Below are 19,880 nucleotides of genomic sequence, written 5' to 3'. Positions count from 1 at the left end.
CCGGGGATCAGAGCGAGCGCTCGACGCGCGTGAGCCATTCGGCGAGCAGGGCGCGCAGGACGTCCGGCTGCTCGTGCGGCAGGGCGTGTCCCGCGTCGTCGACCACAGCGAGGGAGGCGTGCGGGTAATGGTGGACGAGGTCGACCGCGGCCGCGTGGCCGACCGTGGAGTCCAGCCGCCCGGCCACGACCACCACCGGCCCGGGGTACGCGGGCGCGGGCGGGCTCGCGGGGGTGAGCGCCCAGTGTTCGCCGATGCGCTCGAGCGCCGCCTCGTCGACGAGGGCCGCGGCCGGCGCCACGTAGCGTCGGTACCGTTCGAGCATCTCGGGTGTCTGGATGACGAAGTAGCTCCGGAAGACGTCGTCGCCGATGTCCCCCGATCCGACGACCACGCGGTGCTCCGGGACCTCGCGCACTGCGGGCAGCAACGGGCATACGAGCGCCAGGCCGGCGACCCGCTCCGGGCGCCGTGCAGCCATCGCCTGCGCGAAGTACGCGCCGGCCGAGTGGCCGACGAGGAGGTACGCGGTCCCGCCCGTGACCTCGTCGGCGAAGCGCAGCAGCGTGTCGACGACGTCGTCCGCGCTGCGCAGTGATGCGGGTGCGGGCGTCCGGCCCGTCCCGGGGAGGTCGGGATAGATCCGCCGCAGCCCCGCGACTCCGTCGAGAGCCGGCTCGAAGCACGCCTCGGCCTCGCGGTGGTCGACGCCGGCGCCGTGGAGCACCAGCACCGGCGGCCCCGCCCCGGCCCCGTGCTCCACGGCGTGAACCGCCACCTGGCCCACTCGAATCTCCATCCCCGCATGCTAGTGCTGTGGCCGGAAAGGTTCGCCGGGTCGCGGTGTCCGGTGCGGTGGATCGCAAGGCGGAGGGCCACGGCCCGTACCGGACGTACGTGCGTGGTCCGACAACGCGGCGAGGTGCCGTGCCGGGCGCCGCGACACGGTGAACCTTTCCGGCCACACCACTAGGTCCTGCCGTCACAGCCCCGGGAGCGGACGGTCCGTGGCCACTTGAACGGAATGGTGTCCTTCACGTTCTGAGTGCGTAACGGTCCCGAGGGATCAGGATTTCGGTCATTCCGCAGGGCAGAACCGAAACGTCGAACGCACCATTCAAGCCATGTGAAGGCACACGGGGGCCACCATGCGCACTGTCCGCAAGAGTTGGAAGACCTGCACCCTCGGGGCCGTGGCCGTCGCCGCGCTCCTTTCGTCCGCGGCCTGCGACTCCGGCGGCGCGGACCAGGGCAAGAGCACGACCGCGTCCGGCGCCGCCACCCCTTCCGGTACCCCGAGCCCTGCGGGAACCACTGCCCGGCCCGGTGGCAGCGAGGGTACGGCCGGCGCCTCTCAGAGCCCGGGCGGCGGCAGCACCGCCATCGCGGCCTGCAACGACAACGACCTCTCGATCGACACGTCGGGATGGCGCCAGGACTCGGGACAGCACCTCCTCATCACGGCCACCAACTTCACCGACAAGGCCTGCACGCTCTACCACTACCCGTATGTCCGCTTCGGCACCGACATCGGCGATCCGATCGCCCCGACGGACTCCAAGCCGCGGGCCGTCGCCACGATCGGGCCCAAGGAGAAGGCGTACGCGGGCGTGTCCGTCTTCCGGGCCGGCCAGCAGACGCGGACCGTCACGTCGTTCTCACTCGGCTACCAGGACCGCGCCCCCGGCAGCAACAGGGACGTGGCATCACTGGACATCCGGCTCTCGGACGAGGTCGGATCCCTGACCGTCGGCCCCAACCCCCGCGTGACGTACTGGAACACCGATCTCCGCGCCGTCGAGGACTTCCTCTTCAGGTCCGGCAACAGCTAGTGCTGTGACCGGGCGGCGAGCCGGCGGGCCGACGAGCCGGAGGGCGCCTTGCCCACCGTCCTCCCAGAACGTCTGGTTTTCGATCTCTCCCGGGGAACACCACGTGCACTCCGGTCAGTTCACCGGAGGGAACGGGGGCGAGCCCGCACCGCCCGTCCCCGACCGTCAGACCATGGGCAAGGAGAAACCGTGCGCGTACTCTTCACCGGTCCGGCCTCGGCCGGGCACCTCTTCCCGATGATCCCGACCGCGCAGGCCTTACGCGCCGCCGGGCACGAAGTGTTGTTCGCGGGCTCGCAGCCGCTGCACCAGCTGCGCCAGGCAGGATTCCCGGTCGTCGAGATAGGCGACGGCCGCACCATCCGGGACGTGTTCGAACAGTCATCGGGCGAGGAGGTGCGTTATGTCACGACCGACATGACGACCGACCAGATCCTCGACCGGGCGGCCAACGGCTTCGCGCTCCTGTCCCGTCCCACCGTGGACGGACTGCTGGACGTTGCCGAGAGCTGGGGCGCCGACCTGCTCGTCTACGACTCCTTCCAGGCCTCGGCCCCGCTGGTCGCGGCCAAGCTCAAGATTCCGTCCGTGATCCAGAACTTCGGCGTCACCTCCGGCCACGACATGGTCGGCCGGCTCGCCGCCAACTTCACCGAGGCGTACGAGACGTACGGGGTGGCCGGCCCCGCCGAGCCCACCGCGCTGAACATCGTCCCCGCCTCCCTCGGCGGCGACCCGAACGGCCTGCGGATGCGCTACCTCCCGTACAACGGCGGCGGGTTCGTCCCCCGCGAGCTGCTGCGCCGCGGCACCCGGCCGCGCGTGACCGTCACCCTGGGCACGGTGCTGACCGAGCTGGACGGCGTCCGCGCCATCGTCCGCCTGATGGAGGCCGCCGCGTCGGTGGACGCCGAGTTCCTGCTCGCCGTGGGCGACACCGACCTCGCGCCGCTCGGCACCCTCCCGGACAACGTGCGCCCGCTTCCCTGGGTCCCTCTCGCCGAGCTGCTGACCACCTCCGACGCGCTGGTCCACCACGGCGGTTCCGGCACCCTGCTCACCGCCCTCCAGGCCGGCCTGCCCCAGCTCCTCCTCCCCCAGGGCGCCGACCACTTCGCCAACGCCGACGCCCTCACCGCGACCGGTGCCGCCCTGCGCTCCACCTCCGACGACGTAGACTCCGCGCTCCTCACCCGGCTGACCGTCGACCCGGACCTGCGCGAGGCCGCCGATCGCCTCCGCGCGGAGAACGCGGCCCTTCCGACCCCGGCCGAGACCGTCCCCGCCCTGGAGGCCCTGGCCTCCGCCTGAGGCGGCCTCACGAGGCGGCCCGGGCACCGGACCTGGGGCCGGAGCCCGGACGGGTAAGCCCGTCCGGGCTCCGGCCGCATCCGCGGCGCGGCGCAACACGTCGATACGCCCCGAGCCTTCGGCACCGCGATCGGGTGGTTCTGCGGCCGGCACGCCGGCAGCGTCGAGCTCAGGCGCAGCCTAGGCCGCGCCCCCGGCCCGTCAGGCCGACACGGTGAGCGCGGCCAGCTCGCCCAGGACCCGGGCCGCCGGTGCCGGGTCGACCAGCCACTTCAGGTGGCTGCCGTCGAGGGTGCGGACGTCGTACGGGTTGTCCGGCGTCAGGGCATCGCCCTCGCGGATCAGCCGGTCCTGCAGGGCGAGCGGCAGACTCGCGTCGTCGGCCAGGCGTACGAAGGTCTTCGGGATGCGGCCCCAGGTCGCGGCCTGCGCCCGGTCGGCCGCGGTGCCGACGTCCAGGTTCTCGTCGGGCTGGAAGGTGTTGAGGAAGGTCAGGAACTCCTCGTCGGTGCCGTCGGCGAGGAAGGACGCCTTGAAGGCGGCGAGGGCCGCGGGGTCCGCCGTACGGAAGTTGACGCGCAGCAGGCCGAGTTCCGCGGGGTTGCCGGCCAGCGCCAGGCTCAGGGAGGCGGCATCGACCTTGGCCATCTCCGGTTCGGCGTAGTAGCCGCCGACCTCCAGGTCGACCGGGGCCCAGGCCGCGACGTAGACGATGCGGTCGATCAGGTCCGGCCGTGCGTTGGCGGCGGCGGTGGCCGTGATGCCACCGCGGCTGTGCGAGACGAGGATCACCGGCCCGTTCTGCTTGGCCCGTTCCAGTACGTCGATCAGGTGCGCGGTGTTGTCGGCGAGCGTGACACCGCGGATCGAGCCGGGCGCGGTGGCGAGCCCTCCGGGGTCCTGCGGCGCCTGGTAGGCGCGGTGGTAACTCGCCCCGAAACCGTGGCCGGGCAGGTCGACGGCTACGGAGCGGTGCCCGAGAAGGCCGAGTTCGGCCTGGAGCGGCGCGAAGGAGAAGGAGTTCGCAAAGGCACCGTGCACCAGCACGAAGGTCGGGATGGACTGCATCTGTCTGCTCTCTCACTCTCTGTCGGACATGAGGCTCCGACGGGACGTCGGTGGCGCGACAGTACGCAGAGAATGATCATCCAACCAATAGGTATGCCCAGTTCCGGTTGGCCGTTCGGCCGACGCCCGGTCAGGGCATCTCGTCCGGGTCGCAGCTGGCCCGCCGCAGGCCGATCGTGCGCAGGGCCCGCATCAGGGCGTCGAAGTCCCCCTCGCGCACGATGTGGACGGCCCCCTCGACCGCGAGGCCGGACACCGCGCGGGGCACCTGGACGGCGGGCGTCCGCAGCACCACTCCGCCCGGCGGGTCCAGATCCCGCACCCCGCGGAACACGCGGAGGACCGCCGGGTCCGCGTCGATGCTGTCGAGCCCGGCCGGCAGGGACATCACGGTGATGTCGGGCAGCAGGACGCGGGCGTGCGCGAGGGCGACGGCGGGGTCGTGGGCGTGCGATACGACCTGGAAGTGCGGGTTGCGCTGGATGCCCGAGCGCAGCAGTTCCAGTTGCTCGCCGTCGGGCACGCCGACCACCAGGACCGTCATCACCCTTCCCATCCTGCTGCGGGGTGCACCGCGGGGCGACCCGAGAGCGGTGGACCTCAGGAGTGGGCGGTCGGCACGGCGGCCTGAAGGTGCCGGGCCGCCTCGGCGGCGGTGTACGAGGAGGCGAAGGTGAAGGCGCGCGGGGACGGCCCGTGCGCCCGCAGGTCGCTCAGCCGTTCCAGGGCCTCCCCGACGGTCGGCAGGTGGCCGGCGGGGACCCACCAGAGCACCAGGTGCGCCTCGACGTGCCGCTCGAACCATGCGCGGCGCCGCCGCATCACCTCCAGGTGCCCGCTGCGGTAGGCGAAGTCCCACAGCGCCTCCCGGGTCTCCCACACGGACAGGTTGACGATGACGTCCTCGCCCGCCGGACGCAGGCCGGTGGCGTCGCCCTCGCCCTCCTCCACGAGGCGCCACACGAAGCCGGGCGCTCCGTCCGCGGCGGCGTTGACCGGAGCGAGCATCTCGACGAACGGCGCGATGCGCGGGTCGTCGAAGGGGTGGAGGAGCGTGGCGATGTTGAGCTGGGCGAGGTGGGCGGCGTGCGTGGGTTCGGTCATGGCCTCATCCCAGCACGGCCCGCTTTTCTATGTCAATGGTGATTGTTTTTAGAAGCTTCGATCACCACGCAGCACTCCCCCGGCCTGGCGTCCATGCGGGCGCGGACCGGCCCGTCGGTACCGATCAGCCCTTCCAGCAGCGCGAGGTTCATGCCGCAGACGAGCGGCGGGAAGCGTTCGGCGACGGCATGGAACGGGCAGTTGCGCATACGGACGACAGCCCCCCGGCCGGCCTCACCCTCCACCCCCTCTCCCCCCTCCTCCGCCTCCTCCAGGTGCGGTTCGTAGCCGCGGGCGGCCAGGAGCTCCACGGCTTCGTCGAGTCCGCCGCAGGGCGCCGCCCCGCCGCGCAGGGACTCGCCCCGGCGGCGCGCGGCGGCGCAGAGCCCGGCGTCCAGTCCGGCCTGCTCGGCGGCCTCGGCGAGCAGCTCGGCGGCGGTGCGGTAGTCACGGGCGGGCAGCGAAACCGACCGCTCGACCCGCGCCCGCGTGTACACCTTGGCCGGCCGGCCCGCCCCCGGCCCCGACCGCCCCGTCAGGCGGCGACTGCCGCTCTCCAGCAGCCCCGCCTCGGCCAGCCGGTCCAGGTGGTGCGCGGCGAGCGTGCGCGCCACTCCGGCCGCCTCGGCGGCCTCGTTGCGCCCGACCTCGCGCCCCTGGGCCGCCACGTACTCGTACAGTCGGCGGCGCACCGGATCCTGCAGCACCGCGATCACGTCGATGTCCTTCACCCGGCCATTCTAGAAACAACCCAGGTTGGAGATAGAAAAAGCACGCCGCCCGCATGCGACACCGCGCGCACCTGAGCTCCAAATCCCGATCGACAGCCCCGCCCGGAGGTCATGGGATCCACAGACGCCGACATCGACTTCACGTTCACGTGCCCGACCACCGTGCGCGACGTTCTGGACGCCCTGGCCGGGGCGGGGTGGTCGGCGCCGATGCCGCTCGAAGGCGTCTCGTTCTCGCCCCGGTTCGGCGGCGGGCGGAGCCGGCGGGTCAGCCGCCGTGCAGGCCCCACTCGTCAAGCCCGTCGTAGACGTGAGCTTCGAGGCATCGAGGTGCGTCAAGGGCGACGGCCTCGCCTCGGTCGACGGCGATGAGCGAGCCCGTCCCCCGCCACCAGTTGTCGGTCGGACCCCGCACTTCAGGCACCGGCTCGTACGCGTCCAGGTCCAGACCCTCCACGGCCTCCTCGCCGGTGATCCTCGTGACGGTCCTGGCCCAGCGTCTCGCGTGGGCGGCCAGTGCCGGCGATTCCACCCAACCGTTCACGCCGGCATGCAGGGGTGTCCAGCGGCCGGTGGCAGGGCGAGGCCGCTCCAGCGGTCCTGGAAGGCCTGCGCCCGATCGATCTGCCCAGCGGGGATGCCGGATCCGATCCACAGGTCGCGGTGGCGTCGGATGTCCGCCGCCGGGACACGTATGCCGTCCGTCTCGACGAACCGCCGGGCTCTGCGGGTCAGTCCGTCGGGCGCGGTGGGGATCGGGCTCGGCGGCACGCAGTTGTCCGCCCTCATCGCTGCGTGCCGTCGGCGGAATGGAGCACCGCCGCCGCGATCTCCCGTACGCGGTCCAGGGTGATCCCCGTGCGCTGTTCCACGGCGAGGGGGTGGTCGGTGGGTTCGAGCTCGACGTAGGGGCGCTCACCCACGGGGCGGGTGTGGACGTTGGTCTTGAGGTTGAGGGTCGTGGCCGAGTAGACCGGCAGGTCGGTGGTGAGCCAGCCGAAGTAGGGCTTCTCGCCCTCGCGGCCGGGCTCGTCCCACAGGTCTGCCGCCCGGGAGAAGTTCTCACGGCTGAGCGAGACCCAGACGCCCCAGGAGAACACGTCGTCGCTGCCGATGACCGGTATCTCGATCAGGCCCTTGACGAAGTAGTGCTGCCCGCGGACCACGCACTGGTCCGGCGAGAGCAGGCAGTCGTCCGCATCGGCGAAGGCCGGATCCCACACGGCAGGGGCCTCGGCCGTGTAGTTCATCGGCAGCTCGGGATGGTGGGCGCCGCAGCACGAGCAGGTGAACCCGAAATCACTGGTCATGGCCCCAGAGACTAGGCCGTCTCCTTCTGATCCTGTCGGCGCGGGCCCGGCAGGATCCGGAAGCAACGGCCTGGCGCGGCTCCGTTCGCGGCGAGCGTGATGGTTCTGCCGAAAGACGAAGGGCCCGACGTGCGCCGTTTCGCGGGGAAGGGTCGTGGGGTCGGTCGGTCGGTTGCGTTGACGTGTGTGGAGGTACCCGTGGGCCCGGACCTGAGCAAGGTGATGCGTTCTTCGCCGTACTGGCCCGTCATCAGTGACCCGACGCTGCGGCGGGTCCTCCCGGGCTTCGCCGTCTCGTCGCTGGGGGACGGCATGGCCGTGGTGGCCGTGAGCTGGCTGGCGATCGAGCTGGCACCGGCCGCGGACCGCGGCTTCTGGGTGGCGCTCGCGGCAGCCGCCTACACCCTCTCCGGGGCGGTGGGCGCTCTGCTGCTCGGCCGTTTCCTCCGCCATCGCCGTCCCAGCCAACTGGTCGGCTGGGACGCCGCGTTGCGGGCGGGCGCATTGGGGGCCGTCCCCGTGCTGCACGCCTTCGGCGCACTCGGCATCGAGGGGTACGTCGCGCTGCTGGCGGTCTCCTCCGCACTGCATTCCTGGGGGCAGGCGGGTGTCTGGACGCTGATCGCCAGGGTGCTGCCGGACCGCGATCACCTGGCGGGCAACGCCGTGCTGTCGGGGGTGGGGGCGATCTCCACGGTGCTGGGGCCGCCGCTCGCGACGCTGCTGATCGCGTTCGGGGGCCCCGCAACGGTACTGGCCGTGGACGCGGCAACGCGCGGTCACCTTCCTGGTCGCGGCCCCCCGGGACGCGGTCCCGGAGCCGGAGGACGACACGGCCTCGCGGACCACCGGATTCGCGGTGATCCGGCGCGTACCGGCGCTGTCCGGCCTGCTCGCGCTCAGCTTCGCGTTCTTCTTCCTCTTCGGCCCGGTGTACGTGGCCCTCCCGCTGCACGTGTCGGACGACCTGGGCTCCTCGGCCGGCCTGCTGGCGGCGTACTACACGGCCTTCGGTATCGGCGCCGTGCTGGGCTCGGTGATCACCGGCTTCCTCGGCCGGTGGCGGATGTGGCCGACAACCGTCGGCATCGTCATCTGCTTCGGTGCACTGATGCTCCCCCTGGGCGTGGGTGCCCCGACGGCCGTGTCGGTCGTCTGCTTCGGGGCGGCCGGACTGCTCTGGCCGCCCTACTCCTCGCTGTCGACCACCCTTTGCCAAAGCGCGGCGCCCGGTGCTCTGCTGCCGCAGGCCCTGGCGGCGAGTTCCGCGGTGCGGGTGCTGTCGGTGCCCCTGGGCACCGCGCTCGGAGGACCGCTGGTGACTGGCTTCGGCGCGGCCGGGGCTCTGCGCCTGTCCGGTGCGGGCATCGCGCTGGTGGGTCTGGTCGCCGCGGCCGCGCTGGCCCTGCGGGCCGCACGGACGCGCCATGCGCGGCCTACGGGCCGCACGGAACCGGCCGGCGCCGAGCCGCCGACGGGGACGGGAGCGGAGGTGGGGGCGCGGCCGTAGGCGAGCGGGCGCCCCGCCTCGCCCGCCGCACGTGCCTGCGGTGCCCCCGTCATCGCCACCCGCGGGCTCGGTGACGTACGGGCGGAACACGTCCGGCACCTCGTCCAGGACCGCCCGGTGCGCGATCGGGTGACCACCGGGCGCGCAACACGCCGTCGCTGTCCGGCAGGGCGGCGACGAACAGCGGGTGGCGTTCGTCGATGTACGCGGCGAGGACCGCGCCGACATCCGAGGTCAGGTCGGGCCGGACGGTCAGCAGGGCCCGCGGGCCGAGTCCGGCTCCGCCGGTTCCCGTTCGCCGAACTCCGCCGCGCAGGGGGAGGCCGTCAGCGGTTCCGGGAAGAGGCCGAGTGCACGGGTACGGGCCACCGCGTCCAAGCCCGTGACCGAGGGCTCGCGGATCTCGAGCCGGTCGATACCCGAGGCCTCCGCGAAGGCCGCGATCGCCGCCAGGTACGCCGCTTCCACCGGCCCGTGGTCACTGTCCGGGTCCTCGGTACCGGCGTAGTGGCCGCGCTCGTCGCGGTCGGCAGGGTCGTACTTGGTGATCCGGTGGACGAAGGCCCGCGGCACGCTGCTCCGTGCTCCCCCTCGGGCGGGGCGGAAGAAGCACAAGCGTTTCATGCCCGGAGCACACGGATGCCGGGAACGGCCCTCAGGACTCGCAATCGGCCCGATGGCGCTGCCGAGCGGAGTGCGACGGTGGTGGTCCTGTTAGGGCATCCCGCCTGCGGGTGAGAGATCAGTGGAGTCGCCCGTTCGCTCAAGGACCTGGAGGGCCTGGCATGAAGTACACCGTCTCGATCGAGGTGGCCCTGCCGCGGGAGAGGGTGGTCCAGCTGCTCGCCGACCCGGCCCACCTGCCGCAGTGGCTGCGGGGACTGGTGCTGCACGAGCCGCTGACCGGCGCGCACGGGCAGGTCGGCACCACGTCGCGAGTCGTGATGCAGATGGACAAGCGGACGATGGAGCTCACCGAGACCATCACGCGCCGCGAACCGCTGGACCTGCACGGGATCCCGAGAGGGAGCGTCGTTCACTTCGACCGCGAGATCGTCGGAGAGGGCATGTGGAGCGCCGTGCGCGACCGGCTGACCGAGGCGGGTCCGGGGGCGACGCTCTGGGTGAGCGAGAACGAGTACCGGTTCAGCGGCGTGCTGATGCGGCTGGTCGGACTCCTGATGCCCGGCGCCTTCCGCAAGCAGTCGCTGCAGCACATGCAGGACTTCAAGGCGTTCGCCGAAGAGGGGAAGGACGTCCGCGAAGCGACGGGCTGATCTGCTCCCGGTCCACCGACGGCGGGGCATGATCCGCGGGCGGATCCGCGCGCACATAAAATCGAACATGTGTTGGAATAGAGGAGTGAGGCCTTCATTCCGGTTCCCCGACGACCTGGTCGCGCTCCAAGAAGCGTGGCTGCGTACGTATGCCGAGCTGGCGCAGCTACCCGCCGAGGGCGGGACCACCGTGTTGCGCCGGCGGCTGATCGCCCTGTCCGGGCGCTTGTGCGCCCATCCCCACTGGACCGCTCCCGAGGGCTGGCGCGCCGGCGGCGTCGAGCTGCGGCGGGCGGCCCGCAGCCGGGCTCGGGCAGGGCGGGAGGCGGCCTGACCGGAGGCGGCCCGACGGCTTCTGCACCCGTTCGGGCGAAAGATCCGGTGAGACCCTGCCGCCCACCCCCCGACGCGGGCCATGGTCTGTCCGTAGACGGGGAAATCGGACGAAGGGTGTGGACCGTTGTACCTGAGGCGCATCGCAGCGATCTTGGCCGCAGCCGCACTGACCGTACTGGCCGTACCGGCCACCGCCGACGCCGCGGCGATCGCCTGCGGCGGCGGGACGTCGACCGGCCGGGTGGCCGTCAACGGGTGCATCAGCGCCGAGCGCGGATCCGCCGGCCGGTTCCCCACGCGCGAGATCACGGCGTACATCAAGGCGCGCAACACCGGGTCGAAGGGACTCAACGTCGCCTACGAGGCCTATTTCCGCGTCGTCGACGGCGGTCACTGGGAGAAGCTGGGCAGCGGGCGCACCCACGTCCGCGCCGGCGAGTCCGTCGGCCCACTCGAGGTGGGGAGCAGCACCCGGGTGTGCGGCCCCGTGAAGGTCGAGATCCGCGTGCACGCGAAGGCCGACGGTGCCGCCTGGAGCGGCTGGTCCCCCGCAGCGACCCGGCAGTGCCAGACCTGAGCGGCGCGCCTCAGCCGCGCCACATCGGCCAGAGGGTCGGCCCGCCGCCCGGGAGGCGGATCTCACCGGTGACGCGGAAGCCCAGTCCCTCGTAGAAGGGGATGTTGGTGATGTTGCTGGACTCCAGGTAGGCGGGTTGCCCGAGCCGGTCGCACTCGGCCAGTTGCTGGCGCAGCAGTGTCGAGCCGACCCCCATCCCCTGGAGTCCCCGGTCCGTCCCCACGGTCGGCAGGTACCAGTGCGGCGTGTCCGGATGGGCCTCGTGCATGGCGTTCTGGACCTCTCCGGCCCGCGGCATCCCACGGAGGCCGAAGACGCGCGCGTACTCGGGCAGCGCCGCCAGTTCCCGTACCGCGGAGACCTTCCAGCACCCGGGCCCCGACCACAGCGCCGCGCCCAGCAGCCGCCCCTCGCCCGTCGCGGCGACCCGGACGCCGCCCGGGCGCGGCCGCTGTTGGCGCTGGGCCAGCCGGAAGTAGCGGGCGATCCTGCGTTCCCGGTCGACGGCGGGGACCATCCATGCCATGACCGGGTCGTCGGCGAAGGCGCGGGCCAGGAGCGCGGCGATCGCCGCGGACTCGGTGGGCCGGGCGGGCCGGATGCCGTACCCGGCCAACGGCTCTGCGGGGCGTCTGCTCATGGGATCACGGTAGGCAGCCCGACCGGGCCGCCCCGGCCGTACGGCGGTGGACACGCCGTAGGAGCCACCCGCTCCGCGTGGAGCGGGCGCCCCGTACGGAGGGCCGCAGCCGTCAGAGGTGGTGGTCCGTCATGTGGGCCAACGACACCCGGGCGAGCGCGGCGAGGGTCTCCGGCGTCGCCTCCGGCGCGAGGGTGCGGAGCGACCGGGCGAAGGCGGCCGACCGCGTACTCAGCGTCCGTACCTCCAGCGCCTGGGTGAGGCGGGGGATCACTTCGTAGTGGCAGTCGGGGTGTTCGGACTCGATGAAGGCGAGCAGGCTCTCCTCGTAGGAGCCGTACTCGGCGTCGTACGCCCAGGAGTCCAGCCCGAACAGCAGGGGAAATCGGGCCCGTACCTCCCACGCCGCCAGCGGGACCTCCTCGTACGCGGCGAACCCCTGCCGGTCCGCGAGCCGCAGCAGCGCCGCGAGTCCGGTCATGAACTCCGGTACGGGCCGGGCCCCCGCGGCCGCGGTCCATGCCCGGCGGGCCTCGTGCGGGCACGTCGCGAAGAACTCCTCGCTGAACGTCGTGGCCAGGTGGTCCAGCCGGGAAGCGAGGCTCTGGGCTGTGTCCCGCCAGGTGGCGTCCCAGTAGTGGTCGGTCCGGATGGTCCGCGCGAGCCGCAGCACCTCCCACTCCAGCGCGTCGGTTCCGCCCGCCGCGAGCCCGACGAGGTGTGCGATGGGGCCGCTGGTGTAGACGCCCTCAGGATGCAGTGCCACTGCTCCCCCTCCCCCTGTGTGGTCCGCGGCTCATTCAACCGCCCCGTGGTGACCGCCGTTGTGGCGGGTGGGGTCAGCGAGGTGGGCGGGACGACGGCGGCCGGTCGGGGAGAGTCCGGCGGCCGTTCGGTGTGTCGGCGCGGCGCGTACGGCCGGGCTCCCTTGAATGGGCAGCCTCCTACGGAAACGGGCACCGTATGACCCTCCCCGCACCGCACCAGGCATCAGCACCGGCACCGGCACCTGCCTCGGCCCGGTACACCCGCCGGTCAGTCCTCACGGGCGCCTTCGCCCTGGCCACCGCGGCGGCCCTGCCCGTCGCCGCGGCCGGGCGCGCGTACGCGGCCGCCGGGCCGAACATCATCGGCTGCGCCGCCTGGGGCGCACGGGCCGCGTCCGAGCCCGTCGTCGTCCTCGCCAACCGCCCCGAGCGGATCGTCGTCCACCACACGGCGACGGCGAACGTGACCGACTACTCCAAGCAGCGCGCCTTCGCCCTGGCCAAGGCCATCCAGACGTACCACATGGACGCGCAGGGCTGGATCGACACCGGGCAGCACTTCACCATCAGCCGTGGCGCCTTCGTGATGGAGGGCCGCCACAACAGCCTGGCGGAGCTGAACACCGGTAGGCGCCAGGTGCGCGCGGCGCACTGCGTCGGGCAGAACACGGTGTCGATCGGCATCGAGAACGAGGGCACCTACACCTCGCAGACCCCGCCCGCGGCGCAGTTCGCGGCGCTGGCCGACCTGTGCGCCCACATCTGCAGCCAGTACGGACTGCCCGCGTCGGAGATCTACGGCCACCGCGACTTCAACGCCACGTCCTGTCCCGGCGACCGCCTGTACGCCCTGCTGCCGACCCTCCGCAGGGACGTCGCCACCCGGCTCGGCACGCCCCTGTCGGAACCGGAAGAGGATCCGGTGTGGGACCTGGTCCGCCAGGCCACCGGCCGCCCGGCCGACGCGTACGGGGAATACCTGCCCGCGGGACTGCTGCCCTGACGGAGCGTCCCGTACGACGACCGCGCCGCCCGGGCCCTCGGCCCGGACGGCTCCGCCCGGTTTCGGGCCGTCACATGTACCCCTCGCGCAGGGCGTACGCCACCGCATGGGCCCGATTGCGCAGGTGCAGGCGGGTGGTGAGCCCGTGCATCACGTTCTTCACGGTGCGCTCCGAGTAGGCCAGCTTCCCCGCGATCTCCTCGGTGCTCAGCCCGTCGGCTACCAGCCGTAGTACGTCGACCTCGCGCTGTGCGAGGCCGGAGGCCGGGGTGCCCGCCACTCCCTCGGCGCTGCGCTGCATGCAGCCGATCTGGGTGATCAGCCGGGCGATCAGGTCAGAGGGCAGGTCTCCGTCGCCCCGGGCGGCCGCGCGGACCGCCTGGAGGATCCGGTCCTCCGTCGCCTCCCGCCGCCAGACGATGGCGCGGACTCCGCATTCGACGACCTGGAGCAGGTCCGCCTCCCGCAGTGCACGCGCGACGATGACCACCCGGGTGCCCTCGGTGCGCGTGAGCCGCCGCAGACGCGACAGCGTCGTCTCGTCCAGTGCGTCGACGAGCAGGATCGCGACCGTCCCCGGGCGCCCGGCAAGCTCCTCGACGAGCTCGACCTCGGGCTGCCGGCGCAACTGGCCGGTCGCTCCGGCGAAGGAGAGCGGGTCCGATGCGTGGACCTCGACCGGGATCCTGGCGCGGGCACTCAGAGCCATGACCGAACATCCTTAAGTGAGCGGAGCGCGTGCAACACGCCGAACGAGCTTCGAGAATCGTCCTGTTGCGGTCGGTCCGCCGACAATCGTGGCTCACCACGAGATCAACCACGAGATCGACCACCAGATCGACCACCAGATCGCCAGGAGCGTGTGATGGCGTCCCTTTTCGAACGTGCAGACGCACTCGCCCTGTTGTCCTCCGAGGCAGAGCGCGCCCGGGCGGGCTCCGGGCGGCTGCTGCTGTTCCGCGGACCCACGGGGACGGGCCGCAGCGCACTCCTGAGGGCCTCCGTACGTCACGGCGCGGACCACGGCATGCGGGTGCTGACCGTCTCCTGCTCCCCGGAGGAGTCCGGCGAACCCCTCGCGCCCATACGCAAGATGCTGTGTCCCGCCGCAGGGTGCGTGCAGGAGGACGACCCCGCGACGGATCCGGACCAGCGCCGTCACGCCGACCGGCTCTGGCGGCTGCTGTGCTCGCGGGCGGTCGACGCCCCGCTCCTGCTCGCGGTCGACGACGTCCACCTCGCCGACCACGCGTCCCGGCGCTGGCTCCTCGACGCCGCCCGGCGCCTGGCCGCACTGCCCGTGCTGATGGTGGTGACCGAGCGCGTCCAGTACGACGTCACGCCGCCGGCTCCCGGCTTCAGCCACGGCCTGGCGCCCTCCCTCGTACGCGTCCACACCTGCGGCCCGCTCGGCCGGCCTGCCGCCGAGTCGATGGTCCACGACGTCTTCGGGCCGGACACGGACCCGGCCTGGACGGACGGGTGCGTCGCGGCGTCCGCCGGCCATCCGCTCCTGCTGCGGGCCCTGTTGGACGACCTCCGCGTCGTGGCCCCGGACGGCGGCCGTTCTGGGAGCGCTCTCCCAGACACCTGCGCCGATCTGTATCCGGGGGCCTTCGTGGCCGCGGTCACCTGGTGGCTCGACAGCGCGGGCCACGAGACCGCGACCGTCGCGCGCACCCTCGCCGAGGTGAAGGGGTGCGCCGGGCGGGCGGACGAACGTGACGTGCCCGGGCGGGAATGCCTGCTCGCCGCGGTCACGGGCTCCGGGCCGGCCCGGGTCCTCGGCTGGGCGACGGCGATGACCCGGCTCGGCCTGCTGCGGCCGGACCCGGTGCAGGGCGACCTGCGGTTCGCCCATCCCCTCCTGCGGGACGCCGTCCTCGACGGCTGGTCCCACGAGCGGCGCGAGGCCGTGCACCGTGCCGCCGCCGACTTCCGCTACCGCCGGGGAGACAGCGCCGAGGAGGTGGCCGGGCACCTGCTGCGGACCGGACCGGTCGGCATGCCTCGCTCGGCGGCCACCCTCCTGGACGCCGCCGCCGAGGCGGCCAGGGCGGGCCGCACCGGCGACGCCGCCGACTATCTGCGGGGCGCGCTGGACGAACCGCTGGCCCCCGCGCGACGCGCCGAGGCCCTCGTCGAACTCGCCACCCTGGAGACGGCCACCGAGCCCTCCGGCGGAGTCCCGCGGCTGACCGAGGCGTTGCGCCTGCGGGAACGTCCCCGCGACCGGGCGCTGACCGCGATCGCCCTCGGCACCGCCCTGACCCGCCGCGGGGAGAGCCGGGCGGCTCTCGACGTGCTGCGCGGTCTCGACGGCGTGCGGGAGGACCCCGTCCTCGCACGGACGGTTCTGGCGGCGTCCGCGCTCTTCGCCGAGCGGGACCCGGGCCTGCGCCGCAGCGTCCGCGCCGAGTTGGGCGCCGCCGGCCCGTCGAGTCCCACCGTGGAGGTCCTGCGCCTGCGGTACGAGGCGGCCGCCGGCCTGGTCTCGGCCGAGGAGGCCCTGCGCCGGCTGCGCAGCCTCACCACGACGCCCGAGGATCCGCTGTCGGCGCCGTACCTGCTGGGCGCCGCCGCCTGCGTGGCGCAGTGGGCCGACGCGCTGGACTGGGCGGACCAGCTCGTCGCGGCGGGCCTCGCCGGACACCGCGTCTCCCCGCTGCATCCCGCCCACGAACTGCTGCTCCACGTACGGATCGACACGGCAGCGGCCCGCGGGGACTTCTCGCGCGTGCTGACGTACGCCGAGGAGAACGGGCTGCCGGTGGACGGTGCGGGGCCCGCGGTCGCCGGCGATCTGGCCGCCCGGGCCGTCCTCGCCCTCGTCCGGACGGACCGGCTGGCCGAAGCCCGTCGCCTCGCCGACGGCGTCGGTGCCGGTGGGGGCGTCGGCGTGGGCGTGGGTATCGGTACCGGTACCGGTGTCGCCGCCGGCGGCGCGGAGGACGACGGGGAGGCAGCCGGCCGTTTCCGCTACGCGCGTGGAGTCCTGCGCGCCGCCTCCGGGGACCGGCACGGCGCCCTCGCGGACTTCCTGGAGTGCGGTCGGCGCGGGTTCGGCGGGGAGCCGGCCGGCCCCGCGATCACGCCCTGGCGGTCGGCGGCCGCCGAGGTCCAGTGGGCTCTGGGCCGCCCCCGGGAAGCCCTCGCGCTCGCCGACGCGGAGTACCGGCTCGCCACGGCCTGGGGAACCCCGCGGGTGGTGGGCCGCGCCCTGCGGGTACTCGGTGAGGTCACCGGCGGGCGTCGCGGCCTGGCGCTCACCGGGCAGGCCGTCGAACTGCTGCGCGGGGCCTCGCCCGCCCCGGGGGCGGTCCCGGAACCGGGGCTGGGGCTGGAACCGGGGTTGGGGCTGGAACTGGCCCCCGCCCTGCTCTCTTACGGCCGGCTGCTGACCGCGGCGGGCCATCCGCGCCGGGCGCGTCCCCTGCTCCGCGAGGCGTCCGTGATCGCGGAACGCCTGGGCGCCACCGGCCTGCTGACGCTGACCCAGGACATGCTGCGCGTCGGCGGCGCCCGCACCGGCTCCGCCCCACTCACCGGCGAGGCCTCCCTGACCGGCAGCGAACGCCGTGTCGCCGCACTGGCCGCTGACGGCCGGACCAACGCCGAGATCTCGGACCTCCTGCACCTGGCGAGACGCACCGTGGAGACCCATCTGACCAGCACGTACCGCAAGCTCGGCATACAGCGCCGCGCGGATCTGGCCGCTGCCATGACCACCGCGTCATCACACCGTGGGCCGGGCCGGTACGGCACGCCCTGACGCCACACGCCGGCGCCGCGATCTGCACGCCTGTCCACCGACCTCGACCACGTCGAGCCGCTGCGGACGGCACTCCGGGAGGCCTGTACCGCTCCCGGTGCCCCGGCACGGGTGGTCGTCGACCTCTCGCGACTCGACTTGTGCGACTCGGCGGGGCTCAACGCCCTCCTCCACGCGCGCTCGCTGTGCGAGTCGAACGGGCGGACGCTGACGCTCGCCGATCCCGCCGCGCAGGTCCACCGCCTGCTGTGCATCACGGGCGCCGACCAGGTGTTCGACCTCACCGTCTCCGGGGCGCCCGACGGACCTCCCGGCACGGGGTCCTGACCGTGGCCGCGGGCTGCTCGCCTCAGCCGGATCTGAGCGTGGCGGAGGGCGCCACGCCGTACTCCTGCCGGTAGGCGGCGGCGAAGCGGCCCTGGTGCGCGAAGCCCCAGCGCCCGGCGATGCCGGCGACGGTTGCGGCGCCCGACGGGTCGGCGGACCGGAGGTCGGCATGGGCGCGGGCCAGCCGGACCCGGCGGAGGTGGCCGAGCGGCGTCGTGCCGGCGTGCCGGGTGAAGGCGTACTGCACCGCGCGCGGCGTGACGGGGACCGAGGCGGCGATGTCGGCGAGCGTGATGTCGCGGTGGGCGTTGGCCTCGATGAACGCGACGGCGCGGCGCAGGGTGTCGCTGTGTGCGTCGCGCGTGTCGCGCGGGGCGTCCGCGTCCTCCCGGGCGGTGTTGGGCAGCGTGCGCAGCACCGTTGCCGCCAGGTGCTGGGCGGCCGTGGAGACCAGCAGCCCGTCGGGGTCCCCGGATGCCGCGTCGTCGTCGAGGACATGGTCGCGGAGGTAGGCGACGGCCGCGCCGAGCCGGCGGTTCTCGGCGGGGCCGACGGCCCGGGGTCCGGTGATGCGTACCGCCCTGCCGGCGGGGGCCGCGGCGACCCGGCCCAGCAGGCGGGGGTCGAACATCGTGATCGTGTACCGGGCTTCGCGCACCCGGCCCTCGTACGGCCGGTCGGGAGGGGCGAGGAGGAAGGTCTCGCCGGGGCCGAAGACCTCCTCGCGTCCGCCGGTGGTGTCCACGATGGTGCCGCTGTGCATCGTCACCAGGCACACCTTGTTGAGGCAGCCCGCGTCGTAGCCCATCGTGTAGCCGAACGACAGCCGGTCCACGCTCAGACCGCCGACCGCGGTACGGGAGATCCGCGCCCGGGTGTCCGCGGGGCGTCCGCCGATCCGCATCGGGGTGTAGGCGGCGGACAGGAACGCCTCCGTGGCCTCCAGGTTCCCGCTCTCGAAGAAGAGCTTCGTCATCAGGCCCTCCCTCGCCCCACCCGCACCCCCGGCACGGCTGCCGGCGACAGGCGCCTCCAGTATGCCGCGACCGGGCTGCCGGGGCTGCTACGCACCGGGGTCGAAGGTCACGGGGAGACTCAGGGGACCGCGCAGTCCGCCCGGCCGCCAGCGGATCCCGTCGGGCTCCACGGCCAGGGCGAGCCCGGGCAGCCGGCGCAGCGCGGTGCCGATCGCGATGTGCCCCTCCAGTCGGGCCAGCGGCGCGCCCAGGCAGTAGTGGACGCCGTGGCCGAACGCGAGGTGGGCGTTGTCCTGCCGGGTGATGTCGAGCCGGTCGGGGTCGGGGAACCGTGCCGGGTCGCGGTCGGCGATGGCCGATGCGATCAGGACGGTCGCGCCGCGCGGGACGGCCGTACCCGCGATCTCGACGTCCTCGCGGGCGAAGCGGGCGATGCCGGGGCTGACCGGGCCGTCGTAGCGGAGGAACTCCTCGATCGCGCTGCCCAGGAGGCCGGGGTCGGAGCGCAGGAGGTCGAGCTGGCCGGGGTGGGCGAGGAGCATGGCGATGCCGCCGCTGATCAGGTTGACCGTGGTGATGTAGCCGGCCGCGAGCAGCAGGAAGACCATGGCGATGAGTTCGTCCTCGCTCAGGCGCCGTTCCTCGTCGCGGGCGGCGATCAGGCCGCTGAGCAGGTCGTCCCCGGGGGCTGCCCGCTTGTCGCGGATGAGGCCGGTCACGTAGGCGCGCATGTGCTGCCACGCCTCGTTCACCACGGCGGGGTCCGGCGGCTCCGCGCCCCGCGTGATCATGCGGTCGGTCCAGCGCTGGAAGTCGAGGCGGTCGTCCGCCGGTACGCCGAGCAGTTCGCCGATGACGGCGACGGGCAGCGGAAGCGCGAGGTCCGCGACGAGGTCGGCGCGGCCGGCGGGGGCGATCGCGTCCAGGAGGCCGTCGGTGAGGGCCTGGATCCGGGGCCGCATCTCGGCGACCCTGCGGGCGGTGAACGCCTTGGAGACCAGGCGGCGCAGGCGGGTGTGGTCGGGCGGGTCGCTGCGGAGCATGTTGCTGAGCATCGACTCGCGTTCCGTTCCGGGCAGCTGGGCCAGGAGCCGGGGGTCCGAGGCGTCGCGTACGTCGCTGCTGAGGCGGGAGTCGGACAGGGCCGCGAGTCCGTCCTCGTAGCGGGTGACGAGCCAGACGTCCAGGCCGCCCGCGGCGACCACGCGGCGTACGGGGCCTTCCTCGCGCAGTTCCCGGTACAGCGGGAAGGGGTCCGCGAGGAAAGCCGGGTCGGCGTAGGGAAGAAGGACCGGCCGCTCACTCATCGTGCCTCCAGGAGTACGACGCCTCTGCCAT

General features: G+C 73.4%; 21 protein-coding genes and 1 pseudogene. 9 read left to right on the top strand and 13 right to left on the bottom strand.

Annotation, left to right across the window (positions count from 1 at the left end):
• Nucleotides 1-7: 7 nt before the first annotated feature.
• Nucleotides 8-799 carry an alpha/beta hydrolase gene (locus tag E6U81_RS03055; RefSeq protein ID WP_136228450.1) on the bottom strand — a complete coding sequence of 264 codons (792 nt, stop codon included), beginning with the start codon at nucleotides 797-799 and terminating at the stop codon, nucleotides 8-10.
• Between the two features lie 349 nt (nucleotides 800-1,148).
• Here E6U81_RS03055 and E6U81_RS03050 point away from each other — a divergent pair, with 349 nt between their 5' ends.
• Nucleotides 1,149-1,832, top strand: coding sequence for a DUF4232 domain-containing protein (locus E6U81_RS03050; RefSeq protein ID WP_136228449.1), 684 nt, complete (start codon nucleotides 1,149-1,151; stop codon nucleotides 1,830-1,832).
• A gap of 189 nt (nucleotides 1,833-2,021) precedes the next feature.
• Nucleotides 2,022-3,143 carry a nucleotide disphospho-sugar-binding domain-containing protein gene (locus E6U81_RS03045; protein WP_136228448.1) on the top strand — a complete coding sequence of 374 codons (1,122 nt, stop codon included), beginning with the start codon at nucleotides 2,022-2,024 and terminating at the stop codon, nucleotides 3,141-3,143.
• 201 nt (nucleotides 3,144-3,344) lie between these two features.
• On the opposite strand, the gene E6U81_RS03040 is transcribed toward E6U81_RS03045, so the two are convergent.
• The 6 genes and pseudogenes from E6U81_RS03040 to E6U81_RS03015 form a co-directional block, all read right to left on the bottom strand.
• Nucleotides 3,345-4,211 (bottom strand): alpha/beta fold hydrolase, encoded by an 867-nt coding sequence (locus E6U81_RS03040; RefSeq protein ID WP_136228447.1) that lies wholly within the window; start codon nucleotides 4,209-4,211, stop codon nucleotides 3,345-3,347.
• A 130-nt stretch (nucleotides 4,212-4,341) separates the two neighbouring features.
• On the bottom strand, nucleotides 4,342-4,755 hold the full coding sequence (locus tag E6U81_RS03035) for a response regulator transcription factor (protein WP_136228446.1): 414 nt from the start codon (nucleotides 4,753-4,755) through the stop codon (nucleotides 4,342-4,344).
• Nucleotides 4,756-4,811: 56 nt separating this feature from the next.
• A complete protein-coding gene (locus E6U81_RS03030; RefSeq protein ID WP_136228445.1) occupies nucleotides 4,812-5,315 on the bottom strand; it encodes a DUF3291 domain-containing protein in 504 nt (167 codons plus the stop codon).
• A gap of 32 nt (nucleotides 5,316-5,347) precedes the next feature.
• Nucleotides 5,348-6,046: a helix-turn-helix domain-containing protein gene (locus tag E6U81_RS03025; protein WP_136228444.1), complete on the bottom strand. Its 699-nt coding sequence runs from the start codon at nucleotides 6,044-6,046 to the stop codon at nucleotides 5,348-5,350.
• A gap of 268 nt (nucleotides 6,047-6,314) precedes the next feature.
• Nucleotides 6,315-6,835 (bottom strand): annotated as a pseudogene (locus E6U81_RS03020) (hypothetical protein).
• Nucleotides 6,832-7,296 (bottom strand): DUF2199 domain-containing protein, encoded by a 465-nt coding sequence (locus E6U81_RS03015; RefSeq protein ID WP_240803600.1) that lies wholly within the window; start codon nucleotides 7,294-7,296, stop codon nucleotides 6,832-6,834. Before E6U81_RS03015 ends, E6U81_RS03020 begins: the two are co-directional and overlap by 4 nt.
• Nucleotides 7,297-8,143: 847 nt before the next feature.
• On the opposite strand from E6U81_RS03015, the gene E6U81_RS40410 reads away from it, so the two are divergent.
• Entirely contained in the window at nucleotides 8,144-8,866 is a 723-nt protein-coding gene (locus E6U81_RS40410; protein WP_240803599.1) for an MFS transporter, read from the top strand.
• 252 nt (nucleotides 8,867-9,118) lie between these two features.
• Here the strand turns inward: E6U81_RS40410 and E6U81_RS03005 are convergent, their stop codons facing one another.
• Nucleotides 9,119-9,490: a hypothetical protein gene (locus E6U81_RS03005; RefSeq protein ID WP_240803584.1), complete on the bottom strand. Its 372-nt coding sequence runs from the start codon at nucleotides 9,488-9,490 to the stop codon at nucleotides 9,119-9,121.
• 161 nt (nucleotides 9,491-9,651) lie between these two features.
• On the opposite strand from E6U81_RS03005, the gene E6U81_RS03000 reads away from it, so the two are divergent.
• The 3 genes from E6U81_RS03000 (at nucleotide 9,652) to E6U81_RS02990 (ending at nucleotide 11,056) form a co-directional block, all read left to right on the top strand.
• Complete coding sequence (locus E6U81_RS03000) at nucleotides 9,652-10,143, top strand: SRPBCC family protein (protein ID WP_136228442.1); 492 nt, start codon at nucleotides 9,652-9,654, stop codon at nucleotides 10,141-10,143.
• 85 nt (nucleotides 10,144-10,228) lie between these two features.
• Nucleotides 10,229-10,477 (top strand): hypothetical protein, encoded by a 249-nt coding sequence (locus tag E6U81_RS02995; RefSeq protein ID WP_240803583.1) that lies wholly within the window; start codon nucleotides 10,229-10,231, stop codon nucleotides 10,475-10,477.
• 153 nt (nucleotides 10,478-10,630) lie between these two features.
• Nucleotides 10,631-11,056, top strand: a complete 426-nt coding sequence (locus E6U81_RS02990; protein WP_240803582.1) for a hypothetical protein — start codon at nucleotides 10,631-10,633, stop codon at nucleotides 11,054-11,056.
• A gap of 10 nt (nucleotides 11,057-11,066) precedes the next feature.
• Here E6U81_RS02990 and E6U81_RS02985 read toward each other — a convergent pair whose 3' ends face one another.
• Nucleotides 11,067-11,696 carry a GNAT family N-acetyltransferase gene (locus tag E6U81_RS02985; protein ID WP_136228440.1) on the bottom strand — a complete coding sequence of 210 codons (630 nt, stop codon included), beginning with the start codon at nucleotides 11,694-11,696 and terminating at the stop codon, nucleotides 11,067-11,069.
• Between the two features lie 112 nt (nucleotides 11,697-11,808).
• Nucleotides 11,809-12,462, bottom strand: coding sequence for a hypothetical protein (locus tag E6U81_RS02980; protein ID WP_136228439.1), 654 nt, complete (start codon nucleotides 12,460-12,462; stop codon nucleotides 11,809-11,811).
• Between the two features lie 197 nt (nucleotides 12,463-12,659).
• Here E6U81_RS02980 and E6U81_RS02975 point away from each other — a divergent pair, with 197 nt between their 5' ends.
• Nucleotides 12,660-13,466 carry a peptidoglycan recognition family protein gene (locus E6U81_RS02975; protein WP_136228438.1) on the top strand — a complete coding sequence of 269 codons (807 nt, stop codon included), beginning with the start codon at nucleotides 12,660-12,662 and terminating at the stop codon, nucleotides 13,464-13,466.
• Between the two features lie 70 nt (nucleotides 13,467-13,536).
• On the opposite strand, the gene E6U81_RS02970 is transcribed toward E6U81_RS02975, so the two are convergent.
• A complete protein-coding gene (locus E6U81_RS02970; RefSeq protein ID WP_136228437.1) occupies nucleotides 13,537-14,175 on the bottom strand; it encodes a response regulator transcription factor in 639 nt (212 codons plus the stop codon).
• Nucleotides 14,176-14,331: 156 nt separating this feature from the next.
• Between E6U81_RS02970 and E6U81_RS02965 the strand changes: the two genes are divergently transcribed.
• Entirely contained in the window at nucleotides 14,332-17,238 is a 2,907-nt protein-coding gene (locus tag E6U81_RS02965) for a LuxR family transcriptional regulator (protein ID WP_136228436.1), read from the top strand.
• A 30-nt stretch (nucleotides 17,239-17,268) separates the two neighbouring features.
• Complete coding sequence (locus tag E6U81_RS02960; RefSeq protein ID WP_136228435.1) at nucleotides 17,269-17,565, top strand: STAS domain-containing protein; 297 nt, start codon at nucleotides 17,269-17,271, stop codon at nucleotides 17,563-17,565.
• A 22-nt stretch (nucleotides 17,566-17,587) separates the two neighbouring features.
• On the opposite strand, the gene E6U81_RS02955 is transcribed toward E6U81_RS02960, so the two are convergent.
• Nucleotides 17,588-18,541, bottom strand: coding sequence for an AraC family transcriptional regulator (locus E6U81_RS02955; RefSeq protein WP_136228434.1), 954 nt, complete (start codon nucleotides 18,539-18,541; stop codon nucleotides 17,588-17,590).
• Between the two features lie 87 nt (nucleotides 18,542-18,628).
• Nucleotides 18,629-19,849, bottom strand: coding sequence for a cytochrome P450 (locus tag E6U81_RS02950; protein WP_136228433.1), 1,221 nt, complete (start codon nucleotides 19,847-19,849; stop codon nucleotides 18,629-18,631).
• Nucleotides 19,850-19,880: the final 31 nt, after the last annotated feature.

The organism is Streptomyces sp. A0592 (assembly GCF_004795115.1).
Lineage (GTDB): Bacteria > Actinomycetota > Actinomycetes > Streptomycetales > Streptomycetaceae > Streptomyces > Streptomyces erythrochromogenes.
This window is presented reverse-complemented; position numbering and strand designations above follow the sequence as displayed.